Source organism: Hephaestia mangrovi (assembly GCF_019880555.1).
Lineage (GTDB): Bacteria > Pseudomonadota > Alphaproteobacteria > Sphingomonadales > Sphingomonadaceae > Sphingomonas > Sphingomonas mangrovi.
The window spans coordinates 1-20,988 of record NZ_JAINVU010000014.1; the positions used below are offsets into that span (position 1 = coordinate 1).

16 protein-coding genes are annotated in these 20,988 nt (G+C 63.7%); 4 read left to right on the forward strand and 12 right to left on the reverse strand.

Annotated elements, in window-relative coordinates:
• Nucleotides 1-193: transposase (locus tag K7G81_RS17430; RefSeq protein ID WP_223032107.1), on the forward strand; the 193-nt coding region annotated here is incomplete at its 5' end.
• Nucleotides 194-202: 9 nt separating this feature from the next.
• Here the strand turns inward: K7G81_RS17430 and K7G81_RS17435 are convergent.
• The 3 genes from K7G81_RS17435 to K7G81_RS17445 form a co-directional block, all read right to left on the reverse strand.
• Nucleotides 203-1,816, reverse strand: a complete 1,614-nt coding sequence (locus K7G81_RS17435) for an MFS transporter (RefSeq protein ID WP_223032108.1) — start codon at nucleotides 1,814-1,816, stop codon at nucleotides 203-205.
• Nucleotides 1,817-1,915: 99 nt separating this feature from the next.
• The gene (locus tag K7G81_RS17440) at nucleotides 1,916-4,234 is read right to left on the reverse strand and encodes a TonB-dependent receptor (protein ID WP_223032109.1); all 2,319 of its coding nucleotides are present in this window, start codon (nucleotides 4,232-4,234) and stop codon (nucleotides 1,916-1,918) included.
• Nucleotides 4,235-4,402: 168 nt separating this feature from the next.
• On the reverse strand, nucleotides 4,403-6,004 hold the full coding sequence (locus K7G81_RS17445; RefSeq protein WP_223032110.1) for a long-chain fatty acid--CoA ligase: 1,602 nt from the start codon (nucleotides 6,002-6,004) through the stop codon (nucleotides 4,403-4,405).
• A gap of 257 nt (nucleotides 6,005-6,261) precedes the next feature.
• On the opposite strand from K7G81_RS17445, the gene K7G81_RS17450 reads away from it, so the two are divergent.
• Nucleotides 6,262-7,341, forward strand: a complete 1,080-nt coding sequence (locus tag K7G81_RS17450; protein WP_223032111.1) for an AraC family transcriptional regulator — start codon at nucleotides 6,262-6,264, stop codon at nucleotides 7,339-7,341.
• Between the two features lie 86 nt (nucleotides 7,342-7,427).
• On the opposite strand, the gene K7G81_RS17455 is transcribed toward K7G81_RS17450, so the two are convergent.
• The gene (locus tag K7G81_RS17455) at nucleotides 7,428-8,363 is read right to left on the reverse strand and encodes a serine hydrolase domain-containing protein (RefSeq protein ID WP_223032112.1); all 936 of its coding nucleotides are present in this window, start codon (nucleotides 8,361-8,363) and stop codon (nucleotides 7,428-7,430) included.
• 110 nt (nucleotides 8,364-8,473) lie between these two features.
• On the opposite strand from K7G81_RS17455, the gene K7G81_RS17460 reads away from it, so the two are divergent.
• Complete coding sequence (locus K7G81_RS17460) at nucleotides 8,474-9,721, forward strand: hypothetical protein (protein WP_223032113.1); 1,248 nt, start codon at nucleotides 8,474-8,476, stop codon at nucleotides 9,719-9,721.
• Here K7G81_RS17460 and K7G81_RS17465 read toward each other — a convergent pair.
• From K7G81_RS17465 to K7G81_RS17495, 7 genes are all read right to left on the reverse strand, one after another.
• Nucleotides 9,718-10,764: a ketopantoate reductase family protein gene (locus K7G81_RS17465; protein ID WP_223032114.1), complete on the reverse strand. Its 1,047-nt coding sequence runs from the start codon at nucleotides 10,762-10,764 to the stop codon at nucleotides 9,718-9,720. The two genes, K7G81_RS17460 and K7G81_RS17465, sit on opposite strands and share 4 nt — an antisense overlap.
• 11 nt (nucleotides 10,765-10,775) lie before the next feature.
• Complete coding sequence (locus K7G81_RS17470; RefSeq protein ID WP_255587286.1) at nucleotides 10,776-12,131, reverse strand: spinster family MFS transporter; 1,356 nt, start codon at nucleotides 12,129-12,131, stop codon at nucleotides 10,776-10,778.
• A gap of 172 nt (nucleotides 12,132-12,303) precedes the next feature.
• On the reverse strand, nucleotides 12,304-13,575 hold the full coding sequence (locus K7G81_RS17475) for a serine hydrolase domain-containing protein (protein WP_223032115.1): 1,272 nt from the start codon (nucleotides 13,573-13,575) through the stop codon (nucleotides 12,304-12,306).
• Nucleotides 13,565-14,584, reverse strand: coding sequence for a 3-hydroxyacyl-CoA dehydrogenase family protein (locus tag K7G81_RS17480; protein WP_223032116.1), 1,020 nt, complete (start codon nucleotides 14,582-14,584; stop codon nucleotides 13,565-13,567). Before K7G81_RS17480 ends, K7G81_RS17475 begins: the two co-directional genes overlap by 11 nt.
• The gene (gene kce / locus K7G81_RS17485) at nucleotides 14,571-15,503 is read right to left on the reverse strand and encodes a 3,5-dioxohexanoate:acetyl-CoA acetone transferase (protein WP_223032117.1); all 933 of its coding nucleotides are present in this window, start codon (nucleotides 15,501-15,503) and stop codon (nucleotides 14,571-14,573) included. The genes K7G81_RS17480 and kce overlap by 14 nt, the downstream gene beginning before the upstream one ends.
• Before the next feature lie 65 nt (nucleotides 15,504-15,568).
• Complete coding sequence (locus tag K7G81_RS17490) at nucleotides 15,569-18,286, reverse strand: TonB-dependent receptor plug domain-containing protein (RefSeq protein ID WP_223032118.1); 2,718 nt, start codon at nucleotides 18,284-18,286, stop codon at nucleotides 15,569-15,571.
• Nucleotides 18,287-18,336: 50 nt separating this feature from the next.
• Nucleotides 18,337-19,530, reverse strand: coding sequence for a serine hydrolase domain-containing protein (locus K7G81_RS17495; RefSeq protein WP_223032119.1), 1,194 nt, complete (start codon nucleotides 19,528-19,530; stop codon nucleotides 18,337-18,339).
• 267 nt (nucleotides 19,531-19,797) lie between these two features.
• Here K7G81_RS17495 and K7G81_RS17500 point away from each other — a divergent pair, with 267 nt between their 5' ends.
• Nucleotides 19,798-20,529, forward strand: coding sequence for a TetR/AcrR family transcriptional regulator (locus K7G81_RS17500; RefSeq protein ID WP_255587288.1), 732 nt, complete (start codon nucleotides 19,798-19,800; stop codon nucleotides 20,527-20,529).
• An 87-nt stretch (nucleotides 20,530-20,616) separates the two neighbouring features.
• On the opposite strand, the gene K7G81_RS17505 is transcribed toward K7G81_RS17500, so the two are convergent.
• A partial coding sequence (locus tag K7G81_RS17505) for an acyl-CoA dehydrogenase family protein (RefSeq protein WP_255587289.1) occupies nucleotides 20,617-20,988 on the reverse strand: 372 nt, incomplete at its 5' end.

Here is a 20,988-nt window from a genome sequence, read left to right on the forward strand (position 1 = left end):
ATCAAACCGCCGTGTGCCGATCGAGCACGACAGGAAACTCTACAAGCAGCGCAACCAGATCGAGCGCTTCTTCGGACGCCTGAAGATCAACCGCGCCATCGCGACACGCTATGACCAACTCGCCGACAGCTTCCTATCCATGGTCCACATCGCCACCACCAGATACTGGCTCAAATTTGTCCACGCCGCCTAGCGCGTTCGATCATGGTTTCGAGCGCTCGGTGCCTTTCGGTAGTCTGCGGTCTTTATCGAGCGCGGCAACAATTTGGGCGTGCTTTTTTTGGCTCAGGCTATATCCCAACAGGAACAGCGGCGCGATCGCCGAGAACGCTGCAGGGAGCGGCCCCGCGATCAGTGCCAGCTTCGCGATGACATTGCCGGGTATGGGTAATGCCGCGCCTTTGGCGCCGAGATCGGTCGGAAAATCGATCGCGTCGAGCGCGACGCCCGCGATCAGACCGCCGATCCCGGCTGCGGCCTTGTATCCCAACGTCAGACCGGAGAAGAACAATCCCTCGCGTCGAACGCCGAACAGCCATTCGTGCTCGTCGGCGGTGTCCGCGAGCATCGACTGAAAGCCGATGCCGGCCACCATAATCGCGGTCCCGGCCAGCACGCCGTTGACGACCAGGACGACCGCGGCAATCGCCGGGGACAGGGTGATGGGCCCGTAGAGTTGCAGCAGCGGGGGCCAGAGCTGGAAAAGCGCAATGGCGAAATAGGCGGTGATCGTCATCGCCCGCTTCTCTACAAAACGTAGTGCAATTGCGCTGATGGGTACGCCCAGTAGCGGCCCCAGCGTGGCGCTGATCAGAATCAACTGGATCGCCAGCGTGTCGAGCTTCCAGAAGTAGCGGCCCGCATACAGGGTGAGCGCCGCCGAAATGGAATAAGCGAGGAAATAGACTACGATCGTGCCGAATAGCAGCAAGAACGAGCGGTTGCGCGAGAGCTCCTTCGCCTCGCGAAAAATGCTGGCAAGGAAACGATCAGCGCTCGGCGGTGGGGAATGCAGACGGGGCAGGACGCGTCGAACGGCCCTGCCGGCGATCAGACCGGTCAGCAGAACGATCGCCGCGCAAACCCAACCAAAAGGGAGGTAGTTGCCGCGTGCCAGCAGGCCAGACGGGCCGGACATGAAAACGCCAAGTCCAAGAATGAATGCGCAAAGCGCACCGGCGTGATCGAAGGTGAGACGGTAGGCCACCACACTTGCGCGCTCCCGGTATTCATCGGTCACCTCCGCGCCGACGGCGGTGAAGGGAAGCACAAAGCCTGACAGCGACAGGCGCGACAGGATCAGGCACGCGGTCACGTAGAGGAATAGCCAACTGCCGGCGAGCGACCGGGGGATAGAGAACAGCAAGGCGAAGGAACCCGCAAAGGGCAAGATGCTGATCATCATGAAGGGCAGTCGGCGCCCCAGGCGGGATCGAATGCGGTCGCTGGCCAGTCCGATCACGGGATCGGCGACGGCATCGACCAGAAGCGCGATCAACTGGGCGGTACCGGCGAGCGACCCGGACAGCCCGCAAACCGCCGTAAGGTAGAACAGCAGGAAGAAGGCCAGCCCCGCCGTGACGAGGCCATTGGCCATTGCGCCGACGCCGTACTCGATTTTGAAGCGCACGCCGAGCGCCGATCCTCGGACGGCCCGAGCGGCCCCGATGTCGCTCGGGCCGCCAGGCTGTCCACCTGCATTCCGTATGCTCGAGGTACGCGCGCCGGGCGTCATGACGCAGCCGATACCTTCATGTCGAACGACGTCGGTGTCGTGGCGCGTCGCGCCTGGCCCGCGGTGCTTCGGCATCGCCATCTAATTGCCCGCGGCATCGGTGTCGGATCCGCGCGTTTACGGTGATACGAATAGATCGAAGGCGACTGCAGTTGCGGCATCCCGACAAGCCTCTGAAGATCAGAAATGATGATAGAGTGTTACGCCGTACATCCGCGGCGTCCCGATCGAGCCAGTGGTGTAAGGTGTCGCGCCCGGCTTCGTCGTCCCTTCGCTGATATAGCGGGTGTCGAACGCATTATGAATCCAGCCCGTGACAGACCATGCGGAGTCTCGCGTGCTGAGCGCGAGCGACGCGTTGAGCAGCCCATACGCGCCCTGCGAAACGAGAGGATTATTGTAGATGTCGAAATAGACGCGGCTCTGCCACTTGTAATCGGCGCGTGCCGTGATCTCCAGATTGGCAGCGACCGGGATGCTGTACTCGCCAGACGTGTTGAATTGCCACTTCGGCGCCTGAGTGAGCGTGTTGCCCGTCAGGCTCACCGCACCCGGGGGCAGCGGCTGGCCATCGGCCGTCGCGTTCACGCACGCTGGATCCGTCGGCGCATTCGGATGCAGCGGATCATTGTTGCAGAACTTGCCATAGGTGGCGAACAGCCGGGTCGCGCCGCCGCTGAACCTCAGCCGGCTGGTCGGCACCGCTTCGAATTCGAATTCGACGCCCTTGATGCTCGCGGTGGATGAATTCTCGACCTTTGGGAACCGGACTCCGGTTTGTTCATCGATCCGGAACACGGTTTGCTGCAGGTTGGTGTAGTCAGCATAGAAGGCGGTCAGGCCAACCCGAACCTTCCGGTCAAATAGGGTTGCCTTCGTGCCGACCTCGTAATTCCAGACATATTCCGGATCGAACCTGTTTACCGGCTTGGTAATATCCCCCAGCGTGTTGAAGCCGCCGGACTTGAAGCCTCGCGCGATGCTACCGTAGATCAAGGCATTCCCATTGACCGTGTAGTCGAGCACGAACCGCGGGGTGAACGCCTTCCACGTGTCCTTGTCGGCAAGCAGCGCGTGGACCGATCCCGATGTCCCGTCCATGGCGTAGGACTTGTGGTCGATCGTGTAGCGCCCGCCTACGGTGGCTCGCAGACGAGCGGTCAGGTTATAACGAAGCTGCGCGTAGGCGGCGTAGGAATCAAGCGTCTCCTCGGGCAGGTAGACGAGGTAATTGTTGACGGTGGCGGTGCTGAGATACAGCGGCTCGCTCGAATTCCCGTACATGTAGAACAGCCCCGCGACGAGATCGGCGCGACTGCCGAGATCGGTCGTCCCGGTGAATTCCTGTGTCAACTGCTTGGCGTAGATGCCGATGAGCGGAAAGTACGACGATGGAGCCGGTGTCAGATCGACGTCGAGGTCGGTCAATCGGATATCGTGCTTGATGAAGCCGGTGGTCGAGGTGATCGAGGCGTCGGCTCCGAGGTTCCACCGGGCGATAAGCGTCGATCTGATGTCCTTTACGTCGCGATTATTGGGCTCGTTGAAGTAGAATGTCAGATCGTCGATGTTGTTCTGCGGATAGGGATATCCGGGAACCTCAGTCGGTGACGGAAGGTCCGGATCCGCTCGCCCGAGCAAGATATTGAACGACGGGTTACTGCGGTCGCGCGTGTAGTCGACCAGCGCACGAACGCTGAAACTGTCCGAAGGCTTGAACAGGAGTTGACCCCGGATCTCGGCAAGATCGGTGTTGTCATTGCGGCGATCCAGATAAGCGTTCTTCAGCCAGCCATCGGCGCGCGCTGTCTGGAAGGAAACGCGGGCGAGAAGCGTGTCGGTGAGCGGCGCGTTGACGAAGCCATTGATGCCGAGGCGTGCGTAATCGCCGAGCGTAACGGCCAGTTCGCCATCGGTTCGGTCGGTAGGCGCCTTGCTGTAGACGTTGATGGCGCCGCCGGTCGCGTTACGGCCCTGAAGCGTGCCCTGCGGGCCGCGCAGGACCTCCACGCGATCGATATCGAGGAAATCGGGATTCATCATGAAGTGATCGAGCAGCGGAACGCCGTCCAGCGACACGGTCACGCCCGACTGGCTCCCGATATCCTGACCGGCTTGGCCGATGCCGCGTATCGCGATGAACACGTTGGTCGATCGTGTGCCGAACTGGAGACTGGGGGTCAGCTGGGTAAGGTCACCCACGGCATCGACCCCGGCCTTTTGAAGCGTGGCACCTGAGAGAGCGGTGATCGCGATCGGAACGTTTTGTAGACCCTCCGCGCGTTTTTCGGCGGTTACGATGATATCCTGAAGACCGGCATCTTGGGCGCCACCGTTTGCGGCCGCCGGCGAAGCCGGTGTCGGCTTGCTATCGACGCTGCCTTGCGGTTGCGTCTGCGCATTGGCTGCCAATGGAAGAAGGCAGCCGCCGAAGAGCGCCGTCGCGGACAAAATGGTCGTGCGTATGCGCCGATGAAAGTCTTCGCCGTTCAGTTTCATCTCTCCATCCCCTTGTTTTATAGTCGTTTACGAGTATCTGGCTGTGCTTGCGCCCCGACCCATTTTCGTTCGCATTGGACAAAAGGCTGGAGGGCGTCGCCCGTAACCCCGCAGCCGTCGACTGTTCTTGCCTGTCTCTTGGGCAAGTCCGGTGCTGCGACTGGCCCGTCATTCCGACAGGCTCCGCCGAATGGCCTTCTTATCGATCTTGCCCGTTGCTCCAGTCGGGATGTCGCTCACCAGCCGAATGTCCTCGGGCATCCACCAACTGGCGATCTTGCCATTCAGATGTCTTCGGATGGCATCCGCGTCGCACGCCTGATCGCCCTTCAATTTTACCAGCAGCAGGGGGCGCTCATCCCATTTGGCGTCGGGTATTCCGACCACCGCCGCAATGGCGACGGCCGGATGAGACAGGACGAGGTTCTCAATCTCGATCGAGCTTATCCACTCACCGCCCGACTTGATGACGTCCTTCGCCCGGTCGACGATTTGCAGAAATCCTTCGTCGTCGATGGTCGCAATATCGCCGGTGTCGAAATAGCCGTTCGGGCCCGTGGCGGCCGCGCCTTCCCGATAATATTCGGCGGCGACGAAGGGGCCTTTCGCCAACAGGCGGCCTGCCGTTTTGCCGTCGCGCGGCTGTTCGATCTTTGCGTCGTCGACCACCTTGATGTCGACGAGCAGCGGCGGCCGCCCCTGCTTCAGCCGGTAGCGCAATTGCTTCTCGAACGGCAGCGGCGCTACCGCGGGGGTAGCGGCAAAGCAGGTGCCGACGGGCGACGTCTCGGTCATGCCCCAGGCATGCAAGACAGCCACCCCGAAGCGATCGTGAAAAGCGCGGACGATGGATTCGGGCGCGGCGGCCCCGCCGACGACCACCCGTCGAAGCGTAGATAGCCTGCCACCGGTAAGGTGGAGATGCTTTAGCAGCGTTTGCCATACTGTCGGCACGGCTGCCGCGAAGGTGACGCCTTCCTGTTCGATCAGCGCGTGAAGCGATGCGCCGTCAAGACGGCTGCCGGGCAGCACCAGTTTGGCGCCTACCGCCGGGCAGCAATAGGTCAGTCCCCAGGCATTGGCGTGAAACATCGGCACCGCGGGGAGGACGACGTCTCCGGAGGACAGGCCGAAGACGTCGGGCTGGATCGTCGTCAGGGTATGAAGATAATTCGAGCGGTGCGAGTATAGGACGCCCTTGGGGTTTCCCGTCGTGCCCGAGGTGTAGCAGAGTCCGGCCGCGGTATTTTCGTCGAAATTGCCCCAAACGATGTCCGGTGAATGCGACGCGATCAGCGCGCCTGAGCTCGAGAACCCGGGCGGCAGCTGAAAAGACTCGTCGTCTCCGCCCAGAACGATCACGCGCTCGACAGCGGGACAATTCGGCAGGAGGCTTTCCATCAGGGGAAAAAGCTCTGGATCTACGAGGATGACCTTGTCGCCAGCATGATTGATGATCCAGGCGATCTGCTCGGCGAACAATCGGGGATTCAGCGTGTGGCAGATCGCACCGATGCCGGTAATCGCGAACCAGGCCTCAAGATGCGCTGCCGAATTCCAGGCAAGGGTTGCGACCCTGTCGCCGAGATCGACGCCCAGGGACTGGAGTGCTGTCGATAGCCGCCGCGCGCGATCGCGGATCGACGCGTAATCGGTGCGAACGGTGACGCCGCCACTGAAGGAGACGACCTCGCGAGCCCCATGCCAGCGGGCTGCATGATCGCAAATGCTGTCGAGCGTCAGCGCCTGATGTTGCATCAGACCGCGCATTCACTCTTCCTCGGCTGCCCGGAGGCGGAAGGTTATGTAGCCGATTTTCGGCGACGTGGAGCACGGATGATGCCCTGCGATCTGGCCTAGTCGCGCAGCCGAACGGAACGCAGCATCGCGCGCCATCTCTTGCTTCTCCTCGATCCCAATCCTGCCGACTCTGTGTTCGACTGAATCCGATCGTAGGGCGCGAAAGGTGATCCTTTGAGTTCTTCGCCGGACCAATGTATGTCTTAAGCGGACAATAGCAGGCGATCATGACGTCCGGACCCGCCGCCCGTTTTGAGATCAACGATCGATCGCGGTCCTCGTCCGCAGGGGTGGTCCAGCCGCCCCTGCTGAACCAGAAGATTTTCGCACCCTACAAGATCGCGACGCTGATCGAGACTTTCGAATCGCGGGGCATGGCCGTGGAGGCCATTCTCGCCCGTACGGACCTGACTGTTGCCCAAGTCAGCGATCCGCACACGCTAACTTCGATCCGCCAGTACATCACGGCGTGCGACAACATCATTGCCGCCGGCGCTAGTTCGATCACCGGCTATGCCGTGGGATCTCGTCTCCATCTGTCGGCTTACGGCATGTACGGCTATGCGTTGATATGTTCACCCACCATGCGCGAGTTCTTTGACTTCGCGGTTCGCTACCACCAGCTCGCCACGCCGACCTTGCGGCTCGGCTGGAGGCAGGAAGGGAATCTGGCGATCTGGGACTTCGCCGAGCTCTATGGCGAGATCATGAGCGACGACCTTCGATCGTTTCTCGTCAGGCAACAGATGATGATGACGTCTACGCACGTTCGGGATGTGGCGGGCGTCGAAGTCCGTCCGACGATGGCGCTGTTCAGTCTCAGCGGAACGACCGAGGACGAACACATCCTTGGATGCGCATGCCGGTTCGAGCAGAGCGCCAATGAGCTGCATTATCCTGCGCAAATCCTCGAGAGAGCCCCGCAGCTCGCCAATCGGCTTACCCGGGATATGCTGCAGGAGACATGTGATCGCCTTGTCGGACAGGCCAGGATGAGCTCGGGCGTGGCGGGTGAGGTGTATCAATTGCTCATGCTTGCGCCCAATCGGTTTCCGTCCATGCAGGCGATCGCCAACCAACTGGGAATGACCGAAAGGACATTGCGCCGCCGCCTGACTGCCGAAAGCAGCAGTTATGGCGCGATTATCGACGACGTTCGTCGAAAACTCGCGCTTGAATATCTTCAAGCCACCCGAATGAGTGTGGACGACGTCGCCTGGCGGGTCGGGTTCAGCGACGGTGCCAATTTGCGGCGAGCGATCCGGCGCTGGACCGGAAAGACGATCAGCGAGATTCGACGCCAGTAAGGCCGTCGATGACCCTTGCGAGGTCGGCTCGAAAAGGCATGCGCCGCTGCCTGGCGGCGATCGCTCGGCAGCGTGGCTGCGCGCGTTCAGCCAATCACTTCATTCAGCCGTAACCAGATCTGCTGGTCAAAATCCGCGTCTGCCGCAGCGGCGCCGGTCCTGACGACGACGAGATCACGACTTGGCACTACGTAGACGCGTCTGTCGAGATGCCCGAACGCGCCCACCAGATCGCGCGGCGCCGCAGCGATGAGCGAGCCGAGCCGGTGATTTGAACGGACGTCGATCATCTGCTCGCCACCGTTGAGCCACCACAACCACCCATAGGCCGGGTTCCGGGCGGATCGTTCGAACACGGGCCGCAGGGTTGAAGACGAAACGACGCGCTGACCATTTCGCCCGGGGCCGCCGGCAAGGATCATCTCGCCGAACGTAGCGAGGTCGTACGCGGTGGTGACCAGCCCGCGGGCGTTGCCGACATTCGCCAATGCCGCAGGCCGCTCGCGCCACGACGTGTTGTTCATGGCGAGCGGCGCGGTCAGCCAGTCGTGCGTTATCTGGTCCAGCGGCACGCCGGCTGCTGCCGTCAAAATGGAAGCGATCTTCGCATAGGCGGGCGTGTTGTAGAAAAAGCGACTTCCGGGTGGCGCCTCGTAACCCAGCGTCTCGCCAAGACCCGAGGTCATCGTCAGCAGGTCTACAACCCGAATTGCGCTTTCTTGCCCGGACGACGCTCGCGACCAGCCGCCGCCAAGATAGGCGCTCACTGGCAGGGCAACATCAATGAGTTTCTTTTCGATCGCGATCGCGACCAACACCGCGACGATGCTCTTCTGAAGCGAAGCAACGTCCTCGAGGAGATCTCCCTCCATCGTCTCGCCGTGGACAAAGGGGACGAATTCAGGAGAATCCGGTGCCGGCCAATTCTCCTCGACAAGTCGGGAGCCGGACTGCAGGACGATCAAACTCGTGCTGTTCTGGCTGCGCGCATAGTCCAGCAGATGGCGCGTTGCTGTATCCACGGAGACTCTCCTGTTCTCGGGCTGACAGGGTTGTCAGCGTGATCCCGCCGAACGATGATCCTCTGATCGCCGGCGGTGTTATGGAATTCTATCCTTCCCGGAGAAGTTAGATGGAAGATCGGTTTGAAAGTCTGGCAAGGTCCGACATCCCCTGGAGCCGGGTCGAAGCGGACCTTCATCGCTACACCCGCTTTGGTGACAAGGGCGCGGGAGGACCGGGAGATACCGCTTGCGGCGAATGGCTTGCCGCCGAGCTCGACGGCCTTGGCTATGAGATCGAACGGCAGGCGTTCCTCGCGCCCTTCTTCGATCCGCTGCGAGCCGAACTGAGTAGCGGCGCGGCGGTCGCCCATGTCCACCCGCAGCCTATCGTGATCCCCACGGGTAACGCAGGCCTGTCCGGAAAGCTGGTGCGGGTGGATCAGGCCGGGCGCTATGTTGGCACGCTGGATGGCGCGATTGCTCTTATCGACCTGCCCAGCGCCCGGTGGTCGTCGATGATGAACAAGGCGGCACGCGCGCCAGTCGAGGCCGCCTTCGCGGCAGGCGCGCGGGCAGCAGTGGTGATAACCAACGGTCCGACGGGAAAGGTGATCGCGCTCAATGCCGACGGCCGACGGCCGATGTTCGGCGGCCCGGTAGCGTTGCTTGCTCCCGACTGTGCGGGTGATTTCTTCGGGGCCGCGATGCGCGGCGATCATGCCACCATTACCGTCACGGGTGATGGCGGTCATCGCCCGGCGGTCAACTTCGTCGGCCGGCTCGATCGCGGCGGGGAGCAGTGGATCGTCATATCCACGCCGCGATCGGGCTGGTTCGCGTGCGCGGCGGAGCGCGGGCCAGGCGTGGCCGCCTGGCTTGATCTTGCTCGCTGGGGGCGAGACAATCTTGCCGGCTACAACCTGGCATTCGTCTGCAATACGGGCCACGAATACGAATATCTCGGCGCCGCAGAAGCGATGAAGCAGATCGCCCCGCCGCCCGCGATCACCCGGTTCTGGCTCCACCTGGGCGCCAATGTTGCTGCGAAGGACTGGCACAACATTATCGACCTTTCGCCGCTGCCCAATGTCGACAGCCAGCGGTATCTTTCGATCACGCCCGCGTTGTTGCCACTTGCCCGCACCATATTCGCCGGTCAGCCAGGCTATGAGGCGCCGGTGTCTAGCGACATCCTCTCGGCGGGCGAGCTCGACGAGGTGATCCGGGCCGGTTACGCCCCCGCCGCGGGCGTGTTCGGCATTCACCTGCACCACCACGGGGCGGGTGACGACGAGCGATGCCTGCATCTGCCGGGGACGGTTTCGGCAATCCAGGGTTTTCGTCGGCTGCTTATGGCGATCGCTCAGGCAGACTAACCGGTGCTTGAGGCTTGGGCGGCGATCAACGCCCTCATCGCCGCGGCGCTGTGTGATCGATCAGGTAAGCTTTGCCGTGCTTCGGCGGCGCGGATCAGATCGACGATCAGCTGATTGAAAGGGGTGGCGATCTTCGCCTCGCGGCCGCGCTCAACGACGTAGCCGTTGATCGCGTCGATTTCCGTCTTTCGCCTCTTTTCGAGATCCTGGAGCATGCTGGCGCGAAGCAACGCGTGGCGGCTCCACACCCGCCGATACAGTCGCATCTTGTCCGCGAGCGTTTCCCCCTTCGCTAGAAGTAGAGAATCCATATCTTCGCCTTGCATCGGCGCGAGGTGATGGCCGCTGGCGTGGGCGACGCGCACCAGTTCATCGGCAACACGAGCGAGAAACTCCATCGCTTCGGGGCTTTCCAGCACATCGCCAAAGCTACATGCTAGGGCGGTCGAGACGCCGCTGAAGGTGGCGTTCATCAGCAGCTTCGACCAACGGATCGCCATCAGATCGTCGACCAGCTCGCAATGACCGACCGCCGAAAGGATCTCGGCGATCGTGCGAAGGCGCGACGTAATGGGACCATCAATCTCGCCAATCTCGAAAGCGTGCCTTTCGACTGCCTCGACGGTGGAGGTGAGCTGGGACGCACCCGGCCCCATGTAAGTCGCCCCGAAGCCGACCGTGCCGCCCACGGTCCGGCCCGCGCCGATGATCGCCGCCACGCTGTCTTCCGGAATGCCGTTCTGGAGCGTGCAGACCACGCTCTCCTCGCCGAGATGCGGCGCGAGCTGGGCGAGCGCCACGTTGTTGTAGGTCTGCTTGGTGAGCAGAAGGACCAGATCGTAGGTGCCCTGCATCTGCGCCGGCTCGATCGCGGAGACGGGAACGCTCAGCGTCATCGATCCCGTGACCCGCGCGCCATGTGCGTTGAGCGCGGCGACGTTGGCTGGATCGGCGTCGATCATTACCAGCCCGGGGTTGTGAGGGGCGAGCCGGGCACCGACGACGATGCCGAGCGAGCCGGCCCCCACGATGGCGATCTTCAATGAATCGGGCCTCATGCTGCGCGCGATGCGGGTTGCGAGAGGTGGGACGATCGCTTCAGAATGCGGGCGAGCCACAAGAACAGCAGGATCGCGACGATGTAAAACCCGGCAAGCGTGTAAAGCGCGATCTGCAGCGAGTTAGTCGGGTGCGCAGCCCGAAAATGATCGCTCATCGCGCCCACATAGGTCGGCCCGAGCCCAAGTCCGATGAAGTTCATCACCAGCAGGAACAACGCCCCTGCCATCACCCGCTGATCGGGCCGCACCACCTCCTGCACCAACGCGACCGACGGCGAGAGATAGAAGAAGTTGAGCGTCATCGGTACCAGTAGGAGCACGAGGGCGAGCGGCCAGGTCGGCGCCCAGACGAAGCCCAGGTAGAACGGGATTGCAAGCGTCAGCGCGACGGCAGGAACGACGGCATAAGCCTCGCGGAACCGATGCACGTATCGATCGGTCAGTCGGCCCGAAAGGAGCATGCTGGCGCTCATCCCTATGACGACCACCAGCGCGTACCACAGGGCAACCTCGCGCAGCGTCATTCCCTTTTCCCGCATCAGGAACAGCGTCGCGAAGTTGCCGAGGCCGTAAGTGATGAAGTTGGCGGCGCTACTGGCCAGTGAGGCCAGCAACAGGACCGGGCGCGAGAAGAACATGGCGGCGGTTGCAAAAAAGCCGGATTTCGCATGGTCTGCAGCCAAGGGGCCGCCAGGGTCGGTTGCCCCCCGCACCGGATCGCGGATCAGGGACACGACGACCGCGGCCAGCAGGCCGGCTGCGCCTATAGCGATGAAGGCGTCGTGCCAATCGAACGCCGCAGCGATCGAGGCGCCGAACGCAACGCCGATTGCAGCGCCGACGCCGGGACCGAGATTATAGATGCCGAGCGCAAATCCCCGCCGCCGGGGCGCGAATGTGTCGACGATGATCGCATAGGACGGCGGCACGCCGCCAGCCTCGCCGAATCCGACCATCATGCGCGCCGCCACGAGTTGCGGATAGGTGGTGGCGAGGCCACAGCAGGTCGTGGCGATACTCCACACCGCGCAGGCGAGCGAGAGCACGCGGACCCGGTTGAAGCGATCGGCGATCCATCCGATCGGGATCGCGATGAAGCAATAGAAAGCGGCAAAATAGAGCCCGCCAATCAGCCCGAGCTGCGTGTCCGAGATATGGAGGCTGTCCTGGATTGGTTTTGCCAGAATGGCGAGCAGCGAGCGGTCGAGGAAATTGAGGATGTAGACCGCCAGCAGGACCAGCAAAACGGTCCACTCCCGAACGCCGGGACGGCGATCATCCGCCGTTCTGGCCGCCTCCGCTGCCTGCATGTCGAGGCCATCGGTCGATGTGAGCGGCGCAGCGGTCATCGTCGGTCGTTCGTCGCTACGGACGGGATCATCATGGACGGCATGCACATCCTCCTGTCACGCGGCTGGCTCCGCTGAACTCGTCCTGGCCGCTCGGTTCCGCGGGTGGCTGCGGCACGCCTAGGAACGGGCCGGCCGAGCCCGCTGTGCTGGTATTCGCCAACCGTCACGCTCACGCTCCGACAGCCTGCGACGGAAGCGCGGCATAGACACCCTGCTGGAAGATCGGCAGTGCCTGCCGACCAGCAGCCCCGCGGCCGGTGGCGAGTGTTGCCCCTGTTGTCGCCGAGACGGGGACCAGATGCTGGACAAGATAGATGAGCACGAGATCCTCGGCCGGATCGGCCTGCCACCACGTGCCGAAGATACCCGGCCAGTTCATCGCGCCGGCCCGGCCGCAGCCATAGATATTGTCGACGGGATCCTCGACCACCGAAATGCCGAGCCCGAAACCCGACTTCTCCCAGATCGGCATGCCAGCGAACGGCACCTCGCGCTGCGCGGGCGTGAGGCGATTGGTACGCATCAACCGCACCGTTTCGGGCCGCAGCAGGCGGATACCATCGAGCGTGCCTTCGTTCAGCAACAGGCGTGCGAAACGATGGTAATCGGGCGCATTTGAGATCAGGCCGCCCCCCCCGGGGGTATAATCCGGGGGCGTGTCATACATGGCAGGTTCGACCCTGGTCAGCCGCTCTTGTGCCGGGTCGTAGCTATAGACGCCGGCGAGCCGTTCCCGCTTCTCGGGCGGCAGCCAGAATTCGGTGTCGTCCATGCCCAACGGGCCGAGCACACGCTCGCGGAGCACCTCCGCGAAGGGTCGGCCCTCGACGCGCCCGATCAGGAAGCCGAGCACGTCGGTCGAGTGCCCGTAATGAAACCGCTCGCCCGGCTGATAGGCCAGCGGCAAGCGCCCCAGCGCCGCCAGCCATTCATCGACCGACATCCGGGTCATCGCCGGGTCGCCGATTTCGCGCTCATAAGCGGACTTCAGCGGCTCTTCGGAAAAGAAGCCGTAGGCGATGCCGGAGCGATGAGTCAGCAGATCCTCGACGGTGATGTCGCGCCGCGCGGGCACCGTCTCGCCCACGGTGGCCGCGTCCTGGGCCAGAACGCGCCGATCCGCCAGCTCCGGCACCCATTTTCTGACCGGTTCCTTGAGTGTCAGCTTCCCCTGCTCGACCAGCATCATCGCCAACACCGACGTGATCGGCTTGGTCATCGAGGCGATCCGGAACAGCGTATCGGGCCGCATCGGCGCGCGCGCCTCGATGTCGCGCCAGCCAAGGGCGTCGTTTGCTACGATCTCGCCTCGGCGGGACACCAGGGTCACGATTCCGGCAAGTTCGCCCCGATCGACGAACGCCTGCAGCCGGTCGCGCATCGCGGCGAGGTGCGATCGGTCCAGCTGGTCAAGACGTACGGGAAGATTGTTACGCAACATTGGCGCTCCAGAGCGGACGCTCGGCACGAGGTGAATCCGCGTCCGTCGCCGGTCGCGATCGATTCACGGCGCGGCGCGTGCCTTCTGGGCCGGGGTAACGGAGCCGTTCCACCAGCGCGGTCCTGACTTCCGCTTGATCGGGCTCCGGCCAGACCTGAAAGCCACCGCCGGTCTTCATGCCGAGATGTCCTTGCGCGACCAATGTCTGCAGCAATGTGCTGGGCGCCGTGTCTCGGGCTAAATCGGGAAAGAGCGTGCGGTGCACCGCGAGCGTCAGATCCAGTCCGACGAGATCGGCATTTTCCATCGGGCCGAGAACACCGAGCCGCATGCCGAAGCTGTTCTTCACCACAAGATCGAGCGTCGCGGCATCGCAGACCCCGTCGGCGACCAGCGCGATCGCTTCGCGCCACATGGCGTGCTGGAGCCGATTGCCGATGAAGCCGGGCACGTCACGGCGGACGTGAACAGGGATTTTACCGATCGCCGCGAGGAGCGACATCATCTCGGCGACGACCTCCGCCGATGTCGATGCGGTGCCAACCACCTCTACCAGCGGCACGAGGTAGGGCGGGTTCCACCAATGTGTTCCCAGCGCCCGTTCCGGCCGCGCAAGCCCCTCCATGATCTGGCTGATCGGAATGACCGAGGTGTTGCTTGCGAGCACCGTATCCGGGTCGACGAGCGGCTCGACCTCCGCGAACAATGCTCGCTTGGTCGCGAGGTCCTCCTTGACGCATTCGATGACCAGCGAGACATCGCCGACCGCCGTGGCAAGGTCCGTGGCGGGCAGCACACTGTCGACGATCGATGGGTCGTGACCCAGGGCGGATAGCTGGTTGCGGATCCGCTCGGGCGCATTGCCTGCGACGAGGAAATCCTGGTCGAACAGGCGGACCTCATGCCCAGCGTAGGCGAACACCTGGGCGATACCGCTTCCCATCAACCCGGCGCCGATCACCGCGACGCGCTGATGCGACCCAGCGCGTCCGCGGTCAGGCGCCGACATCGGCGCTGCCTTTCAGGCGCAGGATGGCGCGCGCGCAGTCAGGCGTGGCAATCTCGAAGCCGAGCGCCTCGATCATCCGCCGCGCGACGCCGACCTGTTCGGCGCTGGACGTCGCCAGCCGCCCCGGCCCGGCCCAGAGATTGTCCTCCAGCCCGACCCTGACGTGCCCCCCCATCGCCAGCGACATGGCCGCAATCGGCATCTGATATCGCCCTGCCCCCAGCACCGACCATTCATAGTCGCTGCCGAACAGGCGATCGGAGGTCCGCCGCATGTGACCGACGTCGTCCGGATGCGTGCCAATCCCGCCGAGAATGCCGAACACCGTCTGGATGAAGAACGGCGGCTCGGCGAGCTTGCGGTCGGCGAAATGGGCGAGATTGTAGAGGTGGGCCGTGTCGTAGCATTCGAATTCGAAGCGGGTGCCGTTTTCCCGCCCGAGCGCCAGGATCGCCTCGATGTCGGCGAAGGTGTTGCGGAACACGACATCGCGGGTTGCCTCGAGCGCCGGGCGCTCCCAGTCGAATTTGAAGTCCTTGTAGCGGTCGAGCATCGGGAACAGGCCGAAGTTCATCGAACCCATGTTGAGCGAGGCAACTTCGGGCCGGAAGTGCGCGGCGGGCGCGATGCGCTCCTCCACGCCCATCCACGGCGCGCCGCCGGTCGTCAGGTTGAGGACGGCGTCGGTCGCCGCGCGAACGCGTGGGAGAATCCGGCCGAACGCCTCGACCGACTGGTCGGGCCTGCCGCTTTCGGGATCACGGGCATGAAGATGGATGATCGCCGCCCCGGCCGAGGCCGCGCCGATTGCCGCATCGGCGATCTGCTCCGCGGTGATCGGAAGCCAGGGCGACATCGAAGGCGTGTGGATCGCTCCGGTGACGGCGCAGGTGATGATGACCTTGCGGGCACGCGCCATGTCAATCGTGCTCCTCAACAAACAGGCAGTGGGAAAGGCCGAACGACAACCGCGCCAACATCGGACTAGAACGCCTTGCGCAAGCTGACCGCGGCGTAGCGGCCGATCGGATTGTAGGTGCCGCCGATACCGTCGGTCGCGGGGAAGAACGGCGGCGTCCTGTCGAACAGGTCGTTCACCTCCCATCCCAATACGATGCCCTTGAACACGCCGACATCGGGCAGCTTCACCGATGCGCGCAGATCGACGGTCGTATAGGAGCCGGCGTGGTAGGTGGCGGTGCCGGTGGGTGTGGCATAGAGGTTCGTCACCCCCGCGCGATAATTGACGAAGCTGACCAGCGTCACCGGACCGAGCTGCGCGCCGAGCGTGCCGCGGATCGTCGTCCGCGGCAGGCCGAGATCAAGCTGGTTCGACGCCGGCGAGGTCGGCGACAGCCGCGTCTCGAACTTGAAGATGTGGTTGCCCGCCACGCCGGCGAACACCGCGCCGAAATGGGTCGGCTGACGATAGCTGACGTCGAAATCGATCCCATCGGTGTCGCGAACGCCGAAATTGCCCTGCCGGAAATCGAGCAGATTGCCGATTGTGGGCAACGATCCTGCCGCGAAATTCACCGGCACGGCGAGCGCGAGCAGACTGTCGAGCTGCGCCGTGCTGGGATTGCGGAAGACGACCGATGCGAAGGTGGGATCGGTGAAGGCGATGCTGCCGGCGGGCGTGCCGATCACGTTGGTATAGTGGATGTTGTAATAGGTCGCGCCGGCGCTGAAGTTGGGCGCAAAATTGGGGTGAAGGTCGGCGCCGAACGAATAGGTCCGGGCCTTTTCCGGCTGGAGACCGCGATTGCCCCCGTACAGGACGACGGTATCGACCTGCGTCGCGCGGGTCGGATCGTAGAGGCCGACCGCGGGCAGGTTGGCGGCGCTGAAATAATAGGCCCCGACGGTCGCGCCGATGTCGCGCAGACCCGGCGCCCTGAACGAGCGGCCATAGGTGCCGCGCAGCGTGAGCCCGGGAACGGGATCCCAGTTCAGCCCGATCTTCGGATTGGTCGTCGATCCGAAGTCGCTGTAATGATCGTATCGGCCCGAGAGCGACAGCGTGAGCCGATGCAGGAGCGTCGTCGCGTTGCCGTCGCCGAAGATCGGCACGAACAATTCGCCATAGGCCGATGCCACGTTGCGGCTGAGGTCCTCGGGAACCTGGGCGCCGCCATAGATGCCGCGCTGCCGGAAGGTTTCGCGACGGTATTCGCCGCCGATCGCGATCTTGAGCGGGCCGCCGGGCAGCTCGACCGCCGTCCCGTCGAGCCGCGCGCCGCCGAGATAGGTGCGCTGATTGATCGTCAGGTCGCCGGCATAGTCGGTGATGGCAGCAGCGGTCGCGGGCGAGGTGCCGGTGCCGAACGGATCGAGCGCCGTCGCGGGATCGGAACTGCTCGCCGCCGCGGCAAGCGCCGCCGGGTTGATCGCGGGCAGGTAGGACTCGTTCGTCGCCCAGTCATAGGTGCCGTGGATGCTGAGCTTGAAGTCGCCGAACAGCTTCGCGTCGATGCCGGCGGACGAGTTCCCCGCGCGGACCCTGAACACATTGTCGATATGATCGGCGCCGTAGAGATTGTCGGTGCGAAACAGCACATATTCGGCGGTCGCCCCGGTGCCGGGAGGTGCCCGGAAGAACGGGTTCGTCGAATAGCCCGGGATGTTATAGAGCAGCACCCCCGATGCCGCCGGCGGCGGCGGCGCCTGCACCGTCTCCTTGCGATCGGAATAGAGGATCTCGCCCCACAAAGTGAAGCGGCTGCCCAGGTCCTGATGCGCGGTCACGAACGCGCTGTGCATGCGCACCCGCGGGACGAGATCGGTTACCGCGCCATTGTCGCAATGGTTGACGGTGTTCGCGGCCAGCGCCGGCGCCGCGTAATAGACGCTGTAGGCGGTCGTATTGACCAGCACGTTGGCGAGTGGACACGACGTCGAGCGGGTGTCGACGCCGCCATAGGGCCGGAAATCCTCGATACGGTAATGGCGCTGGCCACCGGTGATGTGGCCGTTTTCGGTATATTCGTAGGAGGCGACGATCGAGCCGCTGCTCCAGGTCTTGCCGAACAGCGCGTTGGCGCTGAACGTGTCGTAATTGTCAGCGACGCCGTAGCGCACCGAGGTTTCGAGGCCGTTGGCGCGTTTCCGGGTGATGAAGTTCACCACGCCCGCGACGGCGTCCGATCCATATGTCGCCGACGCGCCGTCGGCGACGATCTCCACGCGCTCGATGGCGAGTTCGGGCAGGAAGGGGAAATCGGGCGCGGTCTCGTTGACGCCGCTGGCGACCAGCCGATGGCCGTCGAGCAGCGGCAGCGTGGCGGTCGACGGCAGACCCCGCAGACCCGGCGCGAAGGCGCCCGCGCCGCCGCCGGCGCGCTGCGGCGCGGTGTTGAAGCTGTTGAGCTGCGGCACCGTCGCCAGCAGGTCCGCCGTGGTATTCGCGCCGATGGTCTGGATGTCCTCGCGCGTCACGCTGATGAGATTGGAGCCCACCGGCGGGACGCCGCGAATGATGGACCCGGTGACGACGATATCGGGCGCCTGCGCGGCGTTGTTGGGATCGGTCAGCGGATCGGTCTGGGAGATCGGCGTTTGCGCTGCCGATGTGGCTTCTGTGCTCTGCGCGGAGGCGGGTTCCGCATCCGTCGTCTGAGCGCGGACCGGCGCACCCGCGATCAGCACCGCTGCGATCGAAGTGCCCGATAATGCTGCCCACTTGCCCTTCCAGGTCTTCATTGTGAGATCCTCCCCAGCTCGTGCCGTGTTATTTTGAAATATTCGCTCAGTTACTGCCGCCCGTCCGAGTAGAGCGCCTTCACGACGTCGGCGTACAAAGGCCATTTATCTCCCGGGAAATAGTTGACCATGACGGTCACCCGCAGGTTCTTCCTGGGATCGAAAAAACCGATCGTTCCGGCGGCGCCGAACCAGCCGAAGGTCCCCGCGCTGACGCCGTTCGGCACATCGTTCAGGAACAGCTCGCCGCCCGCGCCGAACCCCTGCGCCATCACCGGCGCAGGCGTGATGTTGCTGGTGATATGGACGCCCGGCGGCAGCAGATTGGACATGGCAAGCCGCACCGTTTCGGGCTTGAGCACGCGCACCCCGCCGATGCTGCCATGCCCGGCGAGCATCTGGAGGAAGCGGTCATAGTCGCGTGCGGACGACACCAGCCCCGATCCGCCATAGGGGGCCTTGGGCGGATGCAGCCAGTCCGACCCCGATCCGGTGTCGATCGGCACTTTCTGGTTGCCTTGCCAGATATAGGCCGTGGCGAGCCGATCCGCCTGATCCCTGGGCACCGTCCAGTAGGTCGACGTCATGCCGATCGGCTTCAGGACCCGCTCGTCGACAAAACGGTCGAACGGGACGCCCGAGGCGACTTCGATCACGCGGCCGAGGATGTCGAGGCTGATCGAATAGTTCCACGCCGTGCCGGGCTCCGCGCGGAGCGGCACGGTGGCGACCTTGTCGGCGAACGCCTCCAGCGAGTTCGGCTGCAGATCATTGGCCGGCCCCGCGACACGCCCGCCGAGCAGATGCAGCCGCGCATATTCCTTCGGCAGCGGCCCGGTGCCGATGACCTGATAGCCGAGCCCGCTGGTATGCGTGAGCAGTTCGCGAACCGTGATCGGATGGTGCGCCGGCCGGCTGTCGAGCGACGTCTCCGGCGAGATCATCACCCGAACGTTCTTGAACGCGGGGATGAAGTCGCTGATCGGCTCATCGAGCCGAAGCTTGCTGTCCTGGACGAGGAGCATTGCGGCCATCGCCGTGATCGGCTTGGTCATGGAATAGATGCGCCACAGGCTGTCCGGCCCCACCGGCGACGCGCCGGGGTCGTCGGAAAGCCGACCGGCGTAAACGAAACGGGGCGGCGCGGTGCCGCGTCCGACCGCTGCCACGACGCCGCTCAGCTTGTGGTCGCGGACATAGCTGTCGAGCACCGACTGCAGGCGGTGCAGTGAAGCGTCTTGCACGGCCGCCTGAGGCTGCGGACCGACGCGCGCCTCGACTGGCGTAGAAAACAGCAACCCCAGCACAGCCGAAGCCGCCGAAATCGACCTGCGAGCCATCCCTCCAGCCCTCTCGTCCCGCCCTTTAGCTCGGCACCGGACGATCCGGCCGAGGGGCGATGTTGCAGAATCCTGTCTCGGTTACCGCCCCCTATTAGTCAAGTTCTTTATTCGATATCTAATAAGTTTGTTGGCCGCAATCTTGACCCAGCGCCGGCGCGTCCTACGATCATGCGGAAGAACCGCCGCGTATCGTCAGGACTGCCCGAGATCATGCCGCCATCGAAGAAGACCTCCACGAAGCGCAGGACCAAGGCCGAGCAAAGAGCAGCAACGGTCGAACAGATTCTGGACAGCGCCGAAGAACTGTTCGCGGGGCTGGGCTTCTTTGGCGTGGCAGTCAGCGATGTCGCCGAAAAGATCGGCAGCCACCCGGCGCTGGTCCATTATTATTTCAAGAGCAAGCAGGAGCTGTTCGATGCGGTATTCGAGCGTCGCGTCGGTGAAGCGGTGCGGTCGCGAACCGAAGCGCTCGATCAGTACGAGGCGTCATGCGGCGACAACCCGACTGTCGAGGGCGCGCTGAAGGCTTATTATGTCGGCGCGTTCGATGCGTTCATCGAGGGGGGAGAAGACTGGCGAAACTTCGGCCGCATCTTCGCTCAGGTCAACAATGCGCCGGGTTATGGCGCGGAGAAGATGGACCTCTTCTTCGATCCCCTGGTGCTGCGTCTGATCAACCTGCTGAGCAAGGCGCTGCCCCAGGCGAAGCGCGAGGATCTGTTCTGGGGCTTCCACTTCACCTCCGGCGCCTACACGCTCACGCTCTCCCGAACGGGGCGTATCGATCGCTTGTCCGACGGACTGTGCTCTTCGGACGATTTCGAAACGATCAAGCGGCGCTTCGCGCGGTTCATGACGGCCGGCCTTCGGGCGCTGTGCGACGACACGGCCGAGGATTAGCGTTCGCTACTGCCGCCTAGCTACATATCGCTTTGGCCGACTAGGTGCCTGTCTGGGCGCAGAAGCGGTGGCGGCTTCTCGCATTGGTTAGCAACCCCGCTTCATCGTTTCGCGGGCGATGATGAGTTGCTGGATCTGGCTGGTGCCTTCGTAAATGCGGAACAGCCGCACGTCGCGGTACAGCCGCTCGATGCCATAATCGGCGATATAGCCCGCCCCGCCGAAAATCTGCACCGCGCGATCGGCGACGCGGCCGACCATCTCGCTGGCGAACAGCTTGGCGGCGGAGGATTCGAGGACAACGTCGCGACCCGCATCCTTGGCGGCGGCGGTTTCCAGCACCAGCGCCCGCGCGGCGAGCGCCTCGGTCTTCGAATCGGCCAGCATCGCCTGGATGAGTTGATGCTCGGCGATCGGCTTGCCGAACTGCCTGCGCTCGCCGGCATAAGCGACGCAATC